Source organism: Treponema denticola ATCC 35405, from assembly GCF_000008185.1.
In the GTDB taxonomy this organism is placed as follows: Bacteria; Spirochaetota; Spirochaetia; order Treponematales; family Treponemataceae; genus Treponema_B; species Treponema_B denticola.
The window spans coordinates 576,646-593,579 of record NC_002967.9 but is presented as its reverse complement, the minus strand read 5'-3'; the positions used below and the strand labels follow the sequence as shown (position 1 = coordinate 593,579).

Sequence of the window (16,934 nt, the reverse complement as noted above, 5' to 3'; positions counted from 1 at the left end):
CTTTTATACCTCCAGTTTTTGATAATACTTTTCTAATTGTTTTATATTCCATGCTCTTTTTAAAGAATCGGCATCATTTTTATCCGTATAGGTCAGCCATTTATTATATAAGTCATATAAAATTTTCTGTCCGGTTTCGGTTAAATCGAGATTCGTATATAAGAGTTTTATAATTCGGCCTTCTCTGTCTACAGGATTTTCCTTTATCAGCTTTTTTTCATAGGCAAAATTAAGAAATGTAAGATTTTCTTCATATAGTGTATAAATGGTTTCGGGATAGCCTCTATAACTTTGAAATATAAATCCTATATCAATGACAACTTCTTTTAGAAAATATAATTCATGATAGACATAATGTATGATTTTTTCAAGGTTCTCCTTATCTTCAAGATTTGTAACTTCAATAAATTGATAATACTTCCAATTAAATAAATTTACCGGTTTAAAACAAGGCAATATATTTTCAGTTTTTTCAAAAGTTGGTGCATAAAGGACATAAAACTTTTCCTGATACAGCACTCCGATTCGTTTCCCTGACACAAGTACAATATACTCTTCAAAAATGGCTTCCAGTGAAAAATTATTTATTCCCTTGCATTGTTTTTCCATATACTGAGCAAATTTTTTAGCGGTCATTTATTTCCTCTCTCCTAATCCGAACATAAGTAATATCCGGTTTTACTTTATCAAATTATACATGATTTTACGGTATTTTTCTATATAGTAAAAATATAAAAACAACTACTCTAATATATAGAAAAAACAGCTTTAAAATGATATAATATAAACAATATTTAATTGGTGAAGGGCTTTTACATGGCAAAAGAAACAAATACTTTAAAAAAATTTTTAGACAGCGAAATCTATTCGGAGCTGATTCGGCTTACGGACCCGGCAAGTATTGAAGAAAAAATCAAGGATATTGAAATTTCCCGATTACATGATAGATTAAAACAACGTCAATTTCTATTGGAAGGTTTTACTTGTAAATTATCTACCGAAAAAGAACTGGCCGAATGGTATTTGCATCTAATCAAAGAAAATAAAAGCGATATTGTTCTTTGGACAAAAGAATTTTGGAAGTACAGTAATGATACGCCGGATGAATATCCTGACGGCGAATTTGCTCCGGAAGAAGAACTTGATGAAGATGAAAAATCAAAACTTATTTCAGTCGGCAAATATACAAAGTCATGTTTAGCCATGTATATGCTGGAATTCGATATATTAAAAAATCATCCTGAAATTTTAGCAGATTATTATAAAAGACTGCGTATTCCGGATGCGGTCAAATATGCAAGAGAAATGAAAAAACTCTTTTCCCGAATATTCGGGGAAAGTTAAGCTTTTTTCAAGATTTGCTAATCCTTGCAAAAAGTTTTTATGGGAGGTATGAAATGGCACGATACGAACTTGGTGCAATTTACGAAATAGATGCAGGCAAAAAATCCTATTATGCCCGCCTTTTAAATTGCGATTTATACGGAGTATTCGCCCCCCTTTCCGGTGAAATATCAGAAGAAGCGTTTGAAAATACACCGTACCGCCTGTATATTTCTACCGGCAGCTATGCAGTAAAACGAGGCTTTTGGAAAAAGCTTTTTCCTTCGCCCGATAAAACGGATATTGAACGCTGGAGCCGACCTCTGCATTTAGTTGTATTTACACCTTGGGACATTGAGGGTGCACTCAACCGCCGAACTTCATTTGACAAATACGGCCATACTGAAATACTTGATGAAAAAACATATATTCAATTCCTTAAACAGGGCTTTATTTCAATCATTCAACCTATGTACGAAAAAGTCCCTCAGTTCCTCAATAATTATTACGATGATTGGCCTGCAAGTGAAATTTACAGCGACGTTCTAACCGGAGCCGGCACTGCAGAACATCAACAAAAACAAATGAGCAGTTTAAAGAAAATAGGATTTGATGTTTCGAAATATTAAAATAGGAGAAATAAAATGCTTACACTGAAAGAATTGATTAAAAATCAAAAAAATTTTAATGAAAGCTTCTTTGCAGAAGTGTCGGATAAACTATGGAAAATCGGAGAAATAGAAGAAATTAAAAATCAAACCGATGAGGATTTATTTCTTTTTTATATTGCCGTTAACATCATAGGAAATTGGAAGGGTGACGGTTGGTGGGAATTTATCTGTAATTATCCTCAGCTTATCCGTTATGTTCCCGACACATTGGCCGCATTAAAATTACCCGATATGAAAGCGGCCTTTGAAAACGTGATAAAATGTTTTCCTGAAAATACGGTTTTTGAATATTCCAGCACCTATATAGATACGGTCAATTTTCTTCAAAATGTCAGATTCAAAATAAGCGATACATATTTAAATTCGATTCCTGCAGATAAGAGAAAAGAAATGTCCGAGACTTTGCATAAAAGCATTGATGCTCTTGAATCCTTGACGGATAAACGCTGGGCTTATGATGCAAAAGATGACGGTTGGTCGGATGTAATTGATTTTATCGAAGAAAAGAAATAACGGAGGAGATGATAATGCACTATATCGGAGAATTAACAACAGACGGTTACGGAATGGCTATTATACCTATTGATTTGCTTACGGGATATCTTGCTTCAAAAAAATGCAGGGCAAAGAAGCTTTTAAGCTATCTGCAAAAGAACTTCGAGCTTTTTCCGGAGCTTGTAGAAAAAGGCAAGCTTGTCCCATTTTATCGAATCAATTCTTTTGATTATCATATATTCGCCTCTATAAATGAAGAAGCTGTCATACCTGAAGGATTTAAAGAAGTATGCAGATTTGAAAAATTTTATCTTGAAGTGGGGGATTTAAATAAGATATGTTTTTCCTGCTTCGATGATTTGGACTATGATTTTGAAAACATTAAAAAAAATATTACAGAGCACACGGAATATATTAAAACCGGTCCGAAAGATATTATGGAGCCATATAATTACCGTTTAGGTTTTGATATACCCAAAGGAAAATATGAATTCGACCTCATAGGCTTGGAAAAAATCGAGAAAACTGAAAGAGAAAGCAAAAACTACGGCTATGCCTTTGTGTTCAAAAAGAATGAAAATGCAGTAAATAATAATGTGACAAAATGTGATAATGAAGACGGTACTTATAAATTTAATGTGCCGAGGGAGAAAAATATATGAATCAATTTCAGATTAAAAGAGAGGTAATACTATGAAAGAAAAAAAATCAAATGGAGAAGACAAGATTCTCAAACAGGATATGAGTCAAACTGCCGACCATCCGGGTATGATTTTTATGGTTCATTTACTTATGGAAGAAAAATGTGAAATGCCCGAAAAAGAGCATATACATAAAATTATGTGTGAACATTTAGGCGAAACGGATTGCTTTTGTTATGACGGTAATATGGCAGGTTTTGCTCCCCAAAAATATTCCGTGCACTATGAAAAGGAAAAACTAAATGTACCTCCGCAGCTCATTATTATGAACTGTTCTGAAATTGAAAAACCGATTATGGATGATGTTTCAGCGACGCAATTATGGAATTGTCCGAACGGCGGCGAAATTCTGGAAACTTGTAAATATCAAGTAATGGCAACGGATATGTTGGCTGCCGGTTTAGATTATAAAGAAAGAGCGGAGATGCTGGTAAATTATGTTGAAGCATTAGTAAACATATATCCGTCTTGCAAGGCAGTAGTTTTCGAAACATCTAAAAAAATGCTGACGAGAGAAGATATTCTAAACTGCACATTGCCCAAAGAAATGCGCTTCCTCCATTATGCAGTAAACATCCGGTTTTTTAATATTCAAGGGACAAACGATATGCTGGTCGATTCACTCGGTATGAGCACCTTGTTTCTACCTGATGTTCAATATCATTTTCACGACTTAAACCCGAATGATGTTGTAAACCATGCATATAATGTTTTATCCTACATTTATGATAATGATAATCCGATAGAAGACGGAAATACAATAGCGGGTCTTACGGATGGCAATATGAATTCAGATATAAAATGGAAAGTGCAATATGAAAATTCTCTCATACAGCCGATAAGAGAAGTCATAGACATTAATACGGGCGAATACGCTTCGGGAAATAGATAAGCAAGGATTTAAGTATGATAACAATCGGAAACATCGGCAGATTTGAATCTATACCGCAAATTTTAAATGATGTACTAAATGAAAATATTTCTGCATTGGAAGAACATCTATTAAAGGAATGGAAGCTTAATAAAGCAATCAGCGTCGGCAAATACACCGAGCTCTCTCCTTTGGATTTTGCATTGATAATGGAAAAGTTTCAATCTATAAAATGGCTGACGGAAAAAGGAGCAAACCTTAATGCAAAGGAGCATCCAAGTTTTCTTCTCGCAGTGAGATATTGTAATGAAGAGGTAATAAGGTTTCTCGTTTCCCATGGAGCAAAGATAGATGTAACGAACAACGTAGGTTCGGAAGCATTTTTAGAAACGTACTATGGTAAACGTTTTGATAATCTTTCGATTATACAAGAACTTGGGCATACCGCAGCTAAATACGGCGGACAGCTCTTGCGTCACGCAGTCTCTGACCGTAATTATAAAATTCTGGAATTTCTAATTGAGCACGGAGCAGATATTAATTACAATAAGTCCGATATGGTATATTCCGATCAATCGACTCCATTGTGTGTAGCTGCAAGATATGTTGATTTGGAAATGTGTAAATTTTTAGTGAAGCATGGAGCGGACATTAAGATTGCCGAAAAAGACGGAATGCGTCCATATAGTATAGCCTTGGAAAAAGGCGATGAGGAAATGGCGGAATATTTTAAATCATTAGAGCCCTCCGAGTTTCATCAAACACAAAATAAATTGGATGAATTAAAACCGTATAAATTGCCAAAGAAAATAATTGAATTTTTAACCGGTGAAAACCTACACTTTGATTTAGAGGATTCCGACTTTGGATATCTTGAGTTCTTCAAACTGATTGATACTATTCCGTTTAAATTCGGCCGACAAAAATTATTAAGACTTTCCCGCTCTCTCGGAGATTACAGTCATATTTATATTGTATGGAATCCGAAAACAAAAAAAATTGCAAGCTATGATATGGAACATGAAGAGCTCATCGATTTGGCAGGCTTTGATGATTTTATAGAGGATATGACAAAATATATGAACCTGATTTTGGAATAATGACCGATAATGAGATTGATAAAAATATATCTGAAAGGGAGAATATAAGGAGACTATGGACAAAAGAATAATTGATAGAATCACTAAACTGGGCGGCAAATCTGCCTTTGAAAGCGAGAACTTGCTACGAAATATGGAAAGCATTAGCCTATCTAAGAGTTATCTTATGCAGGACTTTAGCGATTACTTAGAAAATGATTTACTCGATAGAATAAAGGCTGAAGGGATATTACCTGAATCGGAAATCCCATATCCAAGGATACAATACAAAACTGAAAAATTTACTCCTTTTACAAAAGGAACAGCCGACTATGATGAATACTCCGGGTTTATTCATAAAGAATATGTAAGCTCAGTAATTCCTTGTAATGATTTAGAGTTTTTAATTATTGGCGAATCCAACTCTTATCCCAATTATTACTTTATATGCCTAAGCGATAAAGATATTAGCAATCCCAAAGTATATACTACGGATCACGAAGTATTCTTTAGAGAGATTGAAGAATTGGGGCGTTTCTCTGACTTTCTTAATTTATTCGTATCTGAAGATGAGTATAAAGTAGAAATGAATAGGCTGAGAGAATAGGAAGGCTATAAGAATAATTATGTGCAAATACTGCGATGATATAGATATAGCTTTTAAAAATGATCAAACGGACCCGCGTAAAAGTTTTATGCAGATTTATGAACTTCTGTTAAATAAGATTGAAAATGCACAGCTGACGATTTATGCAGGCGACTGTAAGTTTAAAGATATGCTTACGATTATAGATGAGGAAATACATTATACAGTATGCTTCTATTTGCAATGTCCGGCTTGCGGAGCATTCTATTTTTTGGGAGCTTGTATTAGAGGAGCTCCGGTATATGAGAAATTAGAAAGCATAACAGAAAAAGAAATAAAAAATAAGCTCTGGGGAAAAGAAGGAACATTTTTTAATAATCCAGCACAAAATTAGATAATGCGATATAATAATTTAAGTTAAGCAAATTAAACTTATTGAGGTACAAATGGCATCAAGTAAAGAATATTTGAATTTTATTTTGAATCAGTTATCCGAATTGGAAGACATAAGCTATAGAGCGATGATGGGGGAATATATTTTATACTACAAAGGTAAGATTGTCGGCGGTATTTATGATGACAGATTACTTGTTAAATCTGTAAAATCGGCGATAGCCTATATGCCGAATGCCGGCTATGAGCTGCCGTATGACGGTGCAAAAGAAATGCTCTTAGTTGATGATGTAGACAGCAAAGATTTTTTGACAGGCTTATTTAAAACTATGTTTGATGAACTGCCTGCCCCAAAACCTAAAAGGAGACGATAGATTGGGAAGATTAATTTTTATTTTACTGCTTTCCGTTTCAGGACTTATTTTTTTAGCGGTTATATTCGGAATGTATATTTATATGAAACGAACGTATCGGGCGGAAAATCACTAATGGAAGAACCTGTAAACAAACAGACCGATACTACAAAAATGAGGTTCAGTGAGTTTTTGGTATATGCATCTGTCATACTTGGGGCGGTATTATTTGCCTTACAGGTGATAAAAAAGGGAGGCTCCGGATTTTCTAATTTGGCAACAGCTATCCTCCTGCCTCCGGTTATGGCTCTTTTTAATGCACGGAAGCGTACCGGAAGAAGTATTTTTATATTTATGGCTGTCGCAATATTTTCACTTTATATGTTTTTGGTATATATCATAATCAGTGTTCCGGTGAGGGCTCCGGTTTTTACGATTAACAACACAAAGATTAAGATGGCATATACAACTGTTGCCGATATAGTAGCGAACGGATTCGATATTTATGTAAAACAGGATAATCCTTCCGGCAGAGATTATAAAAAACTTCTTTCCTCGGGTGCTTTTAAAAAATATCCCGTTGATCGAAGTATTCTCGTTGAAAAGGGATTCCGAAGAAATAATACTGCTATACCTTATGCTAATTATCTTCTTGTAAAAGACGGCTTTGTGATCGGAAGCATCGGTCTTTACGGTCATAAAAAAAAAGATACGGTATTAGAAGACTGTAAAATCATTCATTTAAAACTTGATGAATACTGCATTTCCGATGCAAGAGCAAATTCAATTCGTTATTGTCTTGATGATGTTGAGCTGCTGGTTCCATTGCAACAAGAAACATTGCAAAAAACATTCGATAAAAAACTATGGTTAGTACCGCCGAAAAATACGACAGACATAACTCAGCTGCACTACGGCATTAAATGGTCAACCGGAAGCGATCATCTCTTTTGGAATGAATACTTTGCTTATATTCATTTTAATGAAAGCAATGATATGACCAGCTTTGAGATTTCAACCGAAATAGCACGTGATTGGAATGAATGAAAAGTGTGAAGGACTACTCTTCATTATAATGAAGGATGCACATCCGTGTACACCGCGGCTGATATAGACTATGCTCTACGACTGGCGAAGGTTATAATCTACATCCGGCATAGATTAGGATCTTTGTCTGCCGGTTTATATAAGACAGTTTATATCCCTTTTGAATTGATAGTGAAATAATTTAATATTTTTTACTACTGTCGTAATCGCAAGAGCCGTCGGCGTGGCGGGGCCAGGTGATTTTTGAAAGATCACAAGTATTATTCCTAATTAAAGATTCTATCTCGTTTTTTGTTTTACTATTTGTTTTTACAAATTGTCCTAATTGTTGATTATTACAAAAAAAATTCAAATAATCACCATCAATAGATATTGTTAATAAAACGGAATCACCTTTTGAATAATTCAAAATTGAATCCGGCATAAACCAATCATATACTTCTGCCTCGATTATATAGGTTGCTTCGGATTTTTTTATATTTTTTATCAAAAAACTACTGCGATTGAATAAGTTTGAAATATTGAATACAGAATTAAAAAAATATGTCGGTACAATATTGCTTAAGCTTTCGTACCACTCATCATCAAATTCTGTTTTTTCTTTCTGATATTTTTGAAATCCTTTCGGTTGCTTTTTTATAATAACATCCCGATTTTTTTCTTGCAAAGAATCAAAACAATGAACCGGTAACCATTTGATATCATCAGAATATAGCAAAGATATATTATCGTCTAAACAAAATTGAGTATTTTCAGGTATCAAATTTTCAATATTAATTAGGTATTCTTTATTTCGATATAAGACTTTAACAGAATATTTCCAATTTGATACTCCATAATAAATATTCGGTTTTAAAATTTTAACTATTTCATTTTTTTTGATTTCACAAGCATAATAATCAAGAAGACCGTCCGTTTCGAATAGTTGAGTATTTACCAGAGTCTTATTGTTGATTCCATAAGCATTACATAATAAAAAAAATAGAAAAAGCCTAATTATTTTTCTTTTCATATAAAATCTCCTGTTGTTTTAATAATGTTCCGGCGGCAGTGTTTCTGCAAATTCAATATCGCTCACAAGCCGCGCCGTATATTTTTCTTGCGGTATGATAAGCGATTCGAAAGATGCAAAAATTACAACCTGCATGCCAAACGTAATCCGAGACTACCTGCATGAAAATCGGGAGTATAAAATAGCCTGATCGGCAGCGCTGCGTTATATATATCGATATCTATACCGCCGCCCCGAAAGACACGGCAGGAATCGGGAATATCGTCAATGTCAACGACACCTGCTTCTACAAGCGAGTCAGGCAAAAAATCTTTAAAGCGGTCCCAACACCATTCCCACACGTTGCCGCTCATATCGTAGAGCCCGTATCCGTTCGGTTTCAGTTTTTTTACTTCATGGGTTCGGTTTTCACTATTCCCATCATGCCACATATATCGATCGACTTCTTCTTCGTCATCGGAGCCCGCCCATCGGCTTTCAACGCCGCCTTTTGCGGCCCATTCCCATTCGGCCTCCGACGGCAGCCTAAATCCGTTTTTGCTTATATCCACAGTTACGGCATCCCATGCCTTTATAATTCGATCCTTTTGGGGCATATATTCATCCTCAGAAGGAATTTTATCAAACGGAAGTGAGGCAAAGTCTATCGGTTTTCCTTTAACCGTTACCGTATAACAGGGTTCAAGGCCGAGCTTCAAACTGAGCTTGTTGCAAAAGGCGATTGCCTGATACCAGTTTATCATTTCTATCGGCCGTTTTTTTTGTTCTTCGCCGCCGGCAGGTTTTGTTTCTTCGTCATTACCGTTAAAACCACTCGGGTTGTTGCCCATCACCGCCTGCCACAACTCCTGCGTTACCTCCGTTTCGCCGATCCGGTAGGCTGGTAAGCTGACCGTATGTGCAGGGTTTACGTCGTATTCTCCGTATCCGAGGGTACCGTCCGTTACGGCAGGAATGGCGATCATCGTAAACGATACGCCGTTTACCGTATACGTCTTACCGGTAGGCAGCATGCCTGCATTTTCGGCATTTACACCGGCACTGCCGCCTGTCATTGCAATAAGTGCCGCTCCTAAAAATAATGTTTTATTCAATTTTCTTTCCTCTGAACATATCTATAATTTATATTTCGGTTTTATAATACTGCTTTACCACAGTCTCCTTTCCCAAAATTACCTTCAACATTTTTGTAGAATATTCTGCATTTTTCTTTTGTAAAAGCTTGGATAATTCCGTCGGTTGCCCACAAAAGAGGATGTTGAAAATTCCTTTCTCCAAATTCAATATCACTTCGATAAAATGTATTTGAATTTAATTTTTTCTCATCTTCAACTGTCATTCGATACGGCCATGGATGGTGATGCCCGAAACTTCTTTTGCAAACACTGCAACTTCCATTATCCAAGATGCCGTAAGAAACTTTACCCTGATATTCGATACGCACCGACTTTGACCGTACAATATCAAAGTGCATTGTATACAAAAATTTGCAAACATAGTATCCATACGATTTTTCAAACGGAATAAATTCAATTCCTTGCATATTATATGTATGATATATATCATAAAACCGCTGACTTGCGATAGATACACCATCTAAAGTACTAAAGAAAAATTTCTTTTTTCGTATTTTAACTATCTTTGCCGCTTGTGAAATTGCTTCATCACGGTTTAATACCATCTTACATGCTTCACAATAGTCTATTTTTATTTTATCGCCCATGTCGAAATACAGATTACGCTCGTCACTGTCGCCATATATGCTGCAATAGTTTATTATCAACGTTTTCCTCCATAAGTTTTTTCGCTTAATTCATATAAATACTCGCTTTTCTATCTTTTTATATTATAGCTTTAACGCTGAGATAAGTTCTTCTCCATCCGTATCTCCTGTTTCAACAAAACCGAATGAGCTATATAGTTTACGCGCAACTTGATTTTCAGGTTCATAAGACAACCAACAATATTCAGCTTTTCCGCAAGGAAAAGTCTTAACAAAATCTAGAGCCAATTTAACTGCATCTTTCCCAAATCCATTGTTTTGATACGCTTTATCAATCATCAGCCGCCAAAGATTATAATTCCCTTTTGCTATTTCAGGTGCATCAATCCAATCGTCATGAACATCAAAACCGATCATCAAAAATCCGACCGGTGTTTCATTGTCATATATCCCGAATGGAAATGCATAACCATTTGCGGTGATTGTAATGTAGGCTTCAATGATACTTATATCGTTGGCAGCAACAAAGCTTTTCTGTGCTTCCGATACCTGCAGTTTCAAAATATCCCAAATGTTTTTCCCGTTTACTTTTTCCAAATGAAGCATAATATATCCTTTTTGACTTAAATTTATTCTGCAATATTAATTCCTTTCTCGATAAGTTTTTTCTTTGTTTTTTCGGAAATATAAATAACTGTGCCGTCAATAAGTTTTAAGTTTGGAAACTGTGCCAACTCCTCATCGGAAATAGATTTAATATCAAATAAATTATCTTCGCCGTCCCATTGCGGAATAAGCTGCATATTAATTTCATTTCCGCCATCAAGAAACAGCTGTGTTACCTTTGGGGCCAATTCAGCAGGAATTTCCAATTGCTGAAACCAGCTTTTTACTTCAGGTATCATTTTATCGTAGTAATCATCGGGATCTATTTCTTTTTTTTGCATAATCATTACAAAAATCATATACATCAAATTTCGGTTTAAGCAGTTCTTGTTTGTACATCAGCTCTTGGATAACAGCAAGTTTAAAATTGAAGTTTGTAAATGTCAGTACTTTACTTTCTGCCTTTGGCTGTTTCCATTTACCGCTTGACACCCTCGGCGGTTTATACCAAAAACTTATATCCCGTATAGGTTCAGGTTCGGCTCGCACCAAATCAGCTATCTCATCGGTTTTTGTTTTTTTCAAACGCTCCTGAAAAGATATTGCAGCCAGAACCGAGTTTAATTTACTCGACAATGAGCAATTTATTTCCCAATTTTCCACTTTCATTTTTAAAAATATATAAGCATCTCTTAATGTTTTTTGAGGTATTGCTTCCAAAATAGTTTTACCGTTTATCGTAAAAATGCCGGGAAACACCTGCTTGGGATTTACATCGAAAAACGAAAAATTTGCTTTTTTCTCCCATTCATTATCTTCACATATTCTTATGTCTAGTTCGCTGATATGTCCTTTGGAAACAAAACTCCTTATTCCCATATTATCCCAGATATATATTTCCTCTAAATCATCTTTACTTACTGTTCCATCAGGCGGCTTACGCAATACTTTTCTATATTCACCGAATTTCTCCGCAAGAATATCTATTGATAGGTTTTCAATAAACTCACCATTAATATGCAAACCGTTTTTAGTTAAATTGATATGAAGTTTCTGTTGCGGCATGGCCGGTTGTTTATCCTGTTTGTTCGATTCCTTGCTTTTTATAATACTCATTTTATATCTCCTTACCATATAATATTTCTTTAATAGCTCTTATGTCAAGTTTATACCATGTTTTATTAACATACATAAGTGCATCCCATAATTGGATTTTTACTTCACTGTCATCACTATATCGTATTACTATTCTTAACTGCGGTGCAGTCATCTTAAACATCTTTCCGTCATTACGCTCATCATCATATTTTGCAGTATTTAAAATATCCGTTATTGCTTTTATATCATCATGCTTAATTGTTCGTAAGGCTGTATCCGTATTATCGGAAAACTGCATTGACACAATACCGTCAGGGTTTATAATACATTGTTTTGAAATAGTCATAACTCGATCCTCTTCATCGGCAGATAGTGCAAAAGTAGTTAATATAAATATACAAAATGCAATTACTTGTTTCATTTTTCCCTTTATTACAGAGTGTTCACAATTTCAATCGTATTCTCAGATTGAAGCAGGCTGAACAGTTGTTTATAAGCACTTATGATTTTTTCTCTATTTTCTTTATCTGACAAACCTAAAATATAGCAATCGCTATTTGTGTCGATAAGATATAATACCTTGTCACTCATCGAAGCAAGCCTACGGAAAACTTCCGGCGGTTCAAATTCCGTATCTTTATCCAAGTGAAGCATATTCGCTTTTATCTTTTTTGCTACTAGATTGTAACCGTATACAATATCTCCCACATCCGCCTTCCAATCGAACATTGCCAAATAGTTCAAATCTATAAAATCGTTTATCAAAGAGACACAAATATTTTCTTGCTCCAATGCTGTATGGTATATTTTCTTGGCTTTTTGCGGAGATATGCCGAGTAATTTGCAAAGCGATAAAAAAGTTTGTTCCGTATCGGCAGGTAAGCTTTTGTTCCGGCAAGCAAGTTTTTCTTTTTCCTCCCAAATACGTCTGTCTTCTTCTTCAAGTATTTTTATTTGTAGTTGTTCGTATTGCGTTAAAACCGTTTTTATATTCTCAATGATTTTTTTATCAAAAATAGGCTTGTTCTTTCCTATAAAATTGAACCACTCTTGTCCCGCCTCGCCTGTGATGTCATAATCATAAGAAACAATTTCACAACGATCTCCGATTCTCACAACGGCAAAGATTTCACCTTCACAATAATCAACCATACAGATACTTTCGGGTATAAATGCTTTATGGCCGCTATTTTCGTAAAAGCGATTGGTGTATTTTGAGCTTTTGAGTGAAATACAATCAAAAATATTTTGTTCTTTAATTTGTGTCTCTATCATTTCTTGAGCCTGACTCGAAAACTTTGCGTTGTTTTCCAATATCTGCCGAAAGAGTTGTATATCAAATGCCGGCCCGCCTATGAGTTTTTCGTCTTTGTAGTACACCCACGATACAGTTCGGCCGATATTTTTTCCGTTCATATTCCATTCCTTTTTTTATTCGTGCGGAGGGTTTAATACCCCGACGCTTGCGGCGGGGTATGTTGATTTATGAATTTATATTGCATAATGCTATTTCTTTTAGTCCTCTATCGTAAAACGAGGTAAGGCATATTTCGCCTGAGATGTTTTCGAGTTTGTGTTTGGACATTCCTCTTGGAAAGGTAATATCGGAATATTCACGTGTGTTGAGTGAAAAAACTTTTTGCTTGCCTTTCCAATCATCAGTTTTAAAAAGAGGAGTCATTATCACATATTGAGAATCAGTAAAGCATCCGTTGATGCCGCCTTTTTTACCGTCTTTTTTTAAGTCATCTGATTCGATAAGTTTTTTGATTACTTTCCCATCTTCGGAAATTCTTGCAAGGGCATAATAATTCATTCCCCACTTATTAACCGATGTTTGGCTGTCGCCCGGAATAAAGGCATAGATTTCTTTATCCGATATTTTAATGCTGTCTATTTTAGGTGCGTCTACGCAGCTGTCATCTTGATGTGTAAATGCCTTTTTATCTATTGTAGAAAAACATTTCCATTCGGCAGATTTTGCAGCAACATCAAATTCAAAAAGAGCAAAATATCTTGCGTCCCCGCAATAAAATTCATTTTCAAAGCAAACGGGAATTGTCTTGCTGTCGGATATATTTTGAAAACACCTCTGTTGAGCTTTTTCCGGTACAATGCTTCCTCTTAGCCGTGAATTATTTTTTATCGGAATTATTTCCGGAGAGGAATGAATGCCGGAGTAATACCGCACTTCTTTTGCCGAAATGATGAGTCCGAAACTTGCACCATATCGAAAAAGCACAGGATAATCTCTGCCTGATGTTTCCGCATATTCAATCGGAATCTTTTTTATGCCATCGACAGAAAGCACAAGGAGGTAAAATTTACCCCAATCGCTCTTCTCGCCTTTAGTCAGAATTATAGCAGTTCCATCCGGCAACAAAACAGAGCCATGCACAAACGAAAGCTCACTATCCAATTCCCATTTTTTCAATAAACTTAATTTTAGGTTATTCATATTTTTATCTCCTTATTTGTTTCAATATACTTAATCCTTTCAGCCGATCTTCTTCATCAACTATATTTTTTATATCCTAATTATATCATTTTTCATTATTGTTTTTAAGGGGGAAAGATGAAAAGCTGACAGTAGAAAAAATACCTTAAAAAGGATATAATGGTATCAAATATGTAATGCAATGAGAATTGTGAACGGAGAGATGATAAATGGCAATAGACGGTGTAAAAATTATAGACAGTGATGACGGGTATGACATTTACAATACCATAGTCGAACGATATAAAGACGGTGGAAATATCGATGCAATAATTGAAGACGTTTTAAATGACGAGCATAACTTCTGCATAGATCCATTTTACACGGAAATTTACTGGACTGCATTTGCCTATTCTTTATGGAAGGTAGGGCATTTACCTGAGAAGATAAAGAATAAAGCGTTAGAAATAATTGCAAAAGGTGCTGATGATTTCTGGCTTGAAATTGACGGCAAAGCTCTGAAGCAAAGGCAGAAAGAGCTTGATAAACTGGCTGTTCAGTTACAAAGTGAAAATCCTAAACCGATTAAAGTACCGAAGACAAAAATTAAACGGGACCCATATTTTAAAGTAGGAGAAGTGCTTGCAGTTAAATTTGAAAATGAGTACGGCGCCGTTTTTGTTTCAGATGTTGATCAGAGCCCAAGAAAAATAGAATATCATTTAGCCTGCACGCGTTTGCTGCAAAAAGATAAGCCGACTATGGATGATTTTTTGAACAGCGAAATTGCTTGTAAAAAGCAAAACACAAAATATGCTCTGGATACGGATTGCTGGTTTAATCACAAAGACTTAGGACTTCTATTAGATAAACTTGAAAAGATAGGCGAAGTCGTTTTCGAGGATTATGCTCTGTGGTCATTGTCGCCTGCTCATACGCTGGAAAATATATATGAAGAAATTACCGCCGATAAGGAAGTCTGGCATCTTCGCTTTATGGAAACGTATCATTTGATAAAAGAAATTAAGTAACAGGAACCTGATGTTCATCCGACTGAATATTTCCGTCAAAAAGTTTTATACATCGATCCGCACTTGCTCCGATTCCAGGGTCGTGAGTAACAATAACAATTGTCGTTCCGCTTTCATTTATTTTTTTAAAGAGGTTAAGAACCTGAGCTCCTGTTTTGCTGTCCAAAGCACCGGTCGGCTCATCGGCCAAGATAATGTGCGGTTTTGTTACCATTGCACGTGCAATGGCGACACGCTGCTTTTGACCGCCGGAAAGTTCGTTAGGACCGTGGGAAAGTCTATCGCCCATATCGACATGCTCCAAAGCTTCTTTTGCAAGTGCAATGCGTTTTGTTCTTTCCACACCCTGATAGCGTAACGGAAGCATAACGTTTTCTAAAACCGTCATATTTGGAAGCAAATGATACTGCTGAAACACAAAGCCGATCGTTTTATTACGCAGCACAGCAAGTTCTTTTTCCGTCATCTTTGCCGTTTCTTTTCCGCCGATTTCCAATATACCGCTTGTCGGCCGGTCAAGACAGCCTATCATATTCATACAGGTAGACTTTCCCGAACCTGACGGCCCCATTATCGAAACAAATTCTCCCTGATCTATACTGAAACTTATGCCTCGCAGGGCATGCACGATGCTTTCCCCCATTTCATATAATTTTGTAACGTTTTCCATACGGATAATAGTTTCGCCCATTTTTACATCTCCTTTTATTTAATCCTTACTTAAAAATCTGACAGCAGATTTGCGAGCCTTTTCTATTTTTACCGAATCTTTATTTTCAACAGCTATAGACGATATCCATTTTTTACCGAATAAACTCTGTGCCGACTCTATCATTACACCACATGCAAAAAGGTCTTTTTCCACAGCAATTGCCTGTCTAAAAACATCTTTTACTTCCAGTAATATTGTTTGAGTATTCAATCTGTTAAACGATAATTGCATTAAGCCCGAAGCTGACCATGCACGGCAAAGACTATCCTCGTCGTGGAGCATTCTCTCATTGAAAATACCGATCTCTTGCACTGCTCCAACCCACCCGACAGCTATCAGCACTTTGCGCCTCAGAACACAGTCCTTCGTATTTATATGCGAGACAAGTATCGGCACAAGACGATTGCATGCAGCCGTATAAAAATCTCGATGTTTCGACCTCACAAGAATTTCGGCAATGAGATAGGCGGTGAATACCCGTATTTTTTCGGTTGAAGCTTTGTTTATAGCCGCAAAAAGAAAATCAATCCCCGCTAAATCGTGTTTATCGAAACTGTTATCCAAATGCAACGGATCATCTCGCTCCCAGTCTTTGCAAATCAATTCGTAATGATAAGCGAGCTGATTACTGCCGCCTAAATCGGCTATAAAACCGATACATTCGCTAAGAGGAAAACCGGCTCTTTGTAATTTGGCATACTTTTTTTGCAAATCTTCTTTTGTAAGATTTTGACGGCGTAACCGTTCCGCTTCAAGTTCTTGCAAAATTTTTTCCGTTGAATTCGGCATTAGTCTA

20 protein-coding genes and 2 pseudogenes are annotated in these 16,934 nt (G+C 35.9%); 11 read left to right on the top strand and 11 right to left on the bottom strand.

What is annotated here, in order from left to right:
• Positions 1-3: 3 nt before the first annotated feature.
• Complete coding sequence (locus tag TDE_RS02690) at positions 4-636, bottom strand: hypothetical protein (protein WP_002681728.1); 633 nt, start codon at positions 634-636, stop codon at positions 4-6.
• 180 nt (positions 637-816) lie between these two features.
• On the opposite strand from TDE_RS02690, the gene TDE_RS02685 reads away from it, so the two are divergent.
• From TDE_RS02685 to TDE_RS02640, 10 genes and pseudogenes are all read left to right on the top strand, one after another.
• Positions 817-1,344, top strand: a complete 528-nt coding sequence (locus tag TDE_RS02685; RefSeq protein WP_002681727.1) for a hypothetical protein — start codon at positions 817-819, stop codon at positions 1,342-1,344.
• A 53-nt stretch (positions 1,345-1,397) separates the two neighbouring features.
• Positions 1,398-1,952: a hypothetical protein gene (locus TDE_RS02680; RefSeq protein ID WP_002681725.1), complete on the top strand. Its 555-nt coding sequence runs from the start codon at positions 1,398-1,400 to the stop codon at positions 1,950-1,952.
• Between the two features lie 15 nt (positions 1,953-1,967).
• On the top strand, positions 1,968-2,507 hold the full coding sequence (locus TDE_RS02675) for a hypothetical protein (protein WP_002681722.1): 540 nt from the start codon (positions 1,968-1,970) through the stop codon (positions 2,505-2,507).
• 14 nt (positions 2,508-2,521) lie between these two features.
• Entirely contained in the window at positions 2,522-3,151 is a 630-nt protein-coding gene (locus TDE_RS02670; RefSeq protein ID WP_002681720.1) for a hypothetical protein, read from the top strand.
• Between the two features lie 31 nt (positions 3,152-3,182).
• The gene (locus TDE_RS02665; RefSeq protein WP_002681717.1) at positions 3,183-4,082 is read left to right on the top strand and encodes a DUF4261 domain-containing protein; all 900 of its coding nucleotides are present in this window, start codon (positions 3,183-3,185) and stop codon (positions 4,080-4,082) included.
• Between the two features lie 14 nt (positions 4,083-4,096).
• Positions 4,097-5,161: an ankyrin repeat domain-containing protein gene (locus tag TDE_RS02660; RefSeq protein WP_002681714.1), complete on the top strand. Its 1,065-nt coding sequence runs from the start codon at positions 4,097-4,099 to the stop codon at positions 5,159-5,161.
• Positions 5,162-5,216: 55 nt separating this feature from the next.
• Positions 5,217-5,747: a hypothetical protein gene (locus TDE_RS02655; RefSeq protein ID WP_002681712.1), complete on the top strand. Its 531-nt coding sequence runs from the start codon at positions 5,217-5,219 to the stop codon at positions 5,745-5,747.
• Positions 5,748-5,766: 19 nt separating this feature from the next.
• Positions 5,767-6,120 (top strand): hypothetical protein, encoded by a 354-nt coding sequence (locus TDE_RS02650; protein WP_002681709.1) that lies wholly within the window; start codon positions 5,767-5,769, stop codon positions 6,118-6,120.
• A gap of 52 nt (positions 6,121-6,172) precedes the next feature.
• On the top strand, positions 6,173-6,493 hold the full coding sequence (locus TDE_RS02645) for a TfoX/Sxy family protein (RefSeq protein WP_002681704.1): 321 nt from the start codon (positions 6,173-6,175) through the stop codon (positions 6,491-6,493).
• Positions 6,456-7,519, top strand: a pseudogene (locus tag TDE_RS02640) (hypothetical protein). The gene TDE_RS02645 and the pseudogene TDE_RS02640 overlap by 38 nt, the downstream one beginning before the upstream one ends.
• 181 nt (positions 7,520-7,700) lie before the next feature.
• On the opposite strand, the gene TDE_RS02635 reads toward TDE_RS02640, so the two are convergent.
• From TDE_RS02635 to TDE_RS02600, 8 genes and pseudogenes are all read right to left on the bottom strand, one after another.
• Entirely contained in the window at positions 7,701-8,531 is an 831-nt protein-coding gene (locus TDE_RS02635; protein ID WP_010698624.1) for a hypothetical protein, read from the bottom strand.
• A 122-nt stretch (positions 8,532-8,653) separates the two neighbouring features.
• Complete coding sequence (locus tag TDE_RS02630; RefSeq protein ID WP_002681695.1) at positions 8,654-9,625, bottom strand: formylglycine-generating enzyme family protein; 972 nt, start codon at positions 9,623-9,625, stop codon at positions 8,654-8,656.
• Between the two features lie 41 nt (positions 9,626-9,666).
• Positions 9,667-10,314, bottom strand: a complete 648-nt coding sequence (locus tag TDE_RS02625; RefSeq protein WP_002681693.1) for a hypothetical protein — start codon at positions 10,312-10,314, stop codon at positions 9,667-9,669.
• A 63-nt stretch (positions 10,315-10,377) separates the two neighbouring features.
• Positions 10,378-10,860, bottom strand: a complete 483-nt coding sequence (locus tag TDE_RS02620; RefSeq protein ID WP_002665857.1) for a GNAT family N-acetyltransferase — start codon at positions 10,858-10,860, stop codon at positions 10,378-10,380.
• A gap of 23 nt (positions 10,861-10,883) precedes the next feature.
• Positions 10,884-11,976, bottom strand: a pseudogene (locus TDE_RS02615) (DUF6892 domain-containing protein).
• Position 11,977: 1 nt separating this feature from the next.
• On the bottom strand, positions 11,978-12,379 hold the full coding sequence (locus TDE_RS02610) for a hypothetical protein (protein WP_002681689.1): 402 nt from the start codon (positions 12,377-12,379) through the stop codon (positions 11,978-11,980).
• Between the two features lie 11 nt (positions 12,380-12,390).
• A complete protein-coding gene (locus TDE_RS02605) occupies positions 12,391-13,374 on the bottom strand; it encodes a DUF6630 family protein (RefSeq protein WP_002681688.1) in 984 nt (327 codons plus the stop codon).
• Positions 13,375-13,441: 67 nt separating this feature from the next.
• Positions 13,442-14,416 (bottom strand): hypothetical protein, encoded by a 975-nt coding sequence (locus TDE_RS02600; protein WP_002681687.1) that lies wholly within the window; start codon positions 14,414-14,416, stop codon positions 13,442-13,444.
• Between the two features lie 209 nt (positions 14,417-14,625).
• On the opposite strand from TDE_RS02600, the gene TDE_RS02595 reads away from it, so the two are divergent.
• Positions 14,626-15,426 carry a hypothetical protein gene (locus tag TDE_RS02595; RefSeq protein WP_002681682.1) on the top strand — a complete coding sequence of 267 codons (801 nt, stop codon included), beginning with the start codon at positions 14,626-14,628 and terminating at the stop codon, positions 15,424-15,426.
• On the opposite strand, the gene TDE_RS02590 is transcribed toward TDE_RS02595, so the two are convergent.
• Positions 15,419-16,117 (bottom strand): ABC transporter ATP-binding protein, encoded by a 699-nt coding sequence (locus TDE_RS02590; protein ID WP_002681678.1) that lies wholly within the window; start codon positions 16,115-16,117, stop codon positions 15,419-15,421. The two genes, TDE_RS02595 and TDE_RS02590, sit on opposite strands and share 8 nt — an antisense overlap.
• An 18-nt stretch (positions 16,118-16,135) precedes the next feature.
• On the bottom strand, positions 16,136-16,927 hold the full coding sequence (locus tag TDE_RS02585) for a HEAT repeat domain-containing protein (RefSeq protein ID WP_002681676.1): 792 nt from the start codon (positions 16,925-16,927) through the stop codon (positions 16,136-16,138).
• Between the last annotated feature and the right edge of the window lie 7 nt (positions 16,928-16,934).

Excerpts from the sequence above, each read along its gene's own strand:
- TDE_RS02690 (WP_002681728.1), bottom strand. The coding sequence starts at position 636 with ATGACCGCTAAAAAATTTGCTCAGTATATGGAAAAACAATGCAAGGGA.
- TDE_RS02685 (WP_002681727.1), top strand. The coding sequence starts at position 817 with ATGGCAAAAGAAACAAATACTTTAAAAAAATTTTTAGACAGCGAAATC.
- TDE_RS02680 (WP_002681725.1), top strand. The coding sequence starts at position 1,398 with ATGGCACGATACGAACTTGGTGCAATTTACGAAATAGATGCAGGCAAA.
- TDE_RS02675 (WP_002681722.1), top strand. The coding sequence starts at position 1,968 with ATGCTTACACTGAAAGAATTGATTAAAAATCAAAAAAATTTTAATGAA.
- TDE_RS02670 (WP_002681720.1), top strand. The coding sequence starts at position 2,522 with ATGCACTATATCGGAGAATTAACAACAGACGGTTACGGAATGGCTATT.
- TDE_RS02665 (WP_002681717.1), top strand. The coding sequence starts at position 3,183 with ATGAAAGAAAAAAAATCAAATGGAGAAGACAAGATTCTCAAACAGGAT.
- TDE_RS02660 (WP_002681714.1), top strand. The coding sequence starts at position 4,097 with ATGATAACAATCGGAAACATCGGCAGATTTGAATCTATACCGCAAATT.
- TDE_RS02655 (WP_002681712.1), top strand. The coding sequence starts at position 5,217 with ATGGACAAAAGAATAATTGATAGAATCACTAAACTGGGCGGCAAATCT.
- TDE_RS02650 (WP_002681709.1), top strand. The coding sequence starts at position 5,767 with ATGTGCAAATACTGCGATGATATAGATATAGCTTTTAAAAATGATCAA.
- TDE_RS02645 (WP_002681704.1), top strand. The coding sequence starts at position 6,173 with ATGGCATCAAGTAAAGAATATTTGAATTTTATTTTGAATCAGTTATCC.
- TDE_RS02635 (WP_010698624.1), bottom strand. The coding sequence starts at position 8,531 with ATGAAAAGAAAAATAATTAGGCTTTTTCTATTTTTTTTATTATGTAAT.
- TDE_RS02620 (WP_002665857.1), bottom strand. The coding sequence starts at position 10,860 with ATGCTTCATTTGGAAAAAGTAAACGGGAAAAACATTTGGGATATTTTG.
- TDE_RS02610 (WP_002681689.1), bottom strand. The coding sequence starts at position 12,379 with ATGAAACAAGTAATTGCATTTTGTATATTTATATTAACTACTTTTGCA.
- TDE_RS02605 (WP_002681688.1), bottom strand. The coding sequence starts at position 13,374 with ATGAACGGAAAAAATATCGGCCGAACTGTATCGTGGGTGTACTACAAA.
- TDE_RS02600 (WP_002681687.1), bottom strand. The coding sequence starts at position 14,416 with ATGAATAACCTAAAATTAAGTTTATTGAAAAAATGGGAATTGGATAGT.
- TDE_RS02595 (WP_002681682.1), top strand. The coding sequence starts at position 14,626 with ATGGCAATAGACGGTGTAAAAATTATAGACAGTGATGACGGGTATGAC.
- TDE_RS02590 (WP_002681678.1), bottom strand. The coding sequence starts at position 16,117 with ATGGGCGAAACTATTATCCGTATGGAAAACGTTACAAAATTATATGAA.
- TDE_RS02585 (WP_002681676.1), bottom strand. The coding sequence starts at position 16,927 with ATGCCGAATTCAACGGAAAAAATTTTGCAAGAACTTGAAGCGGAACGG.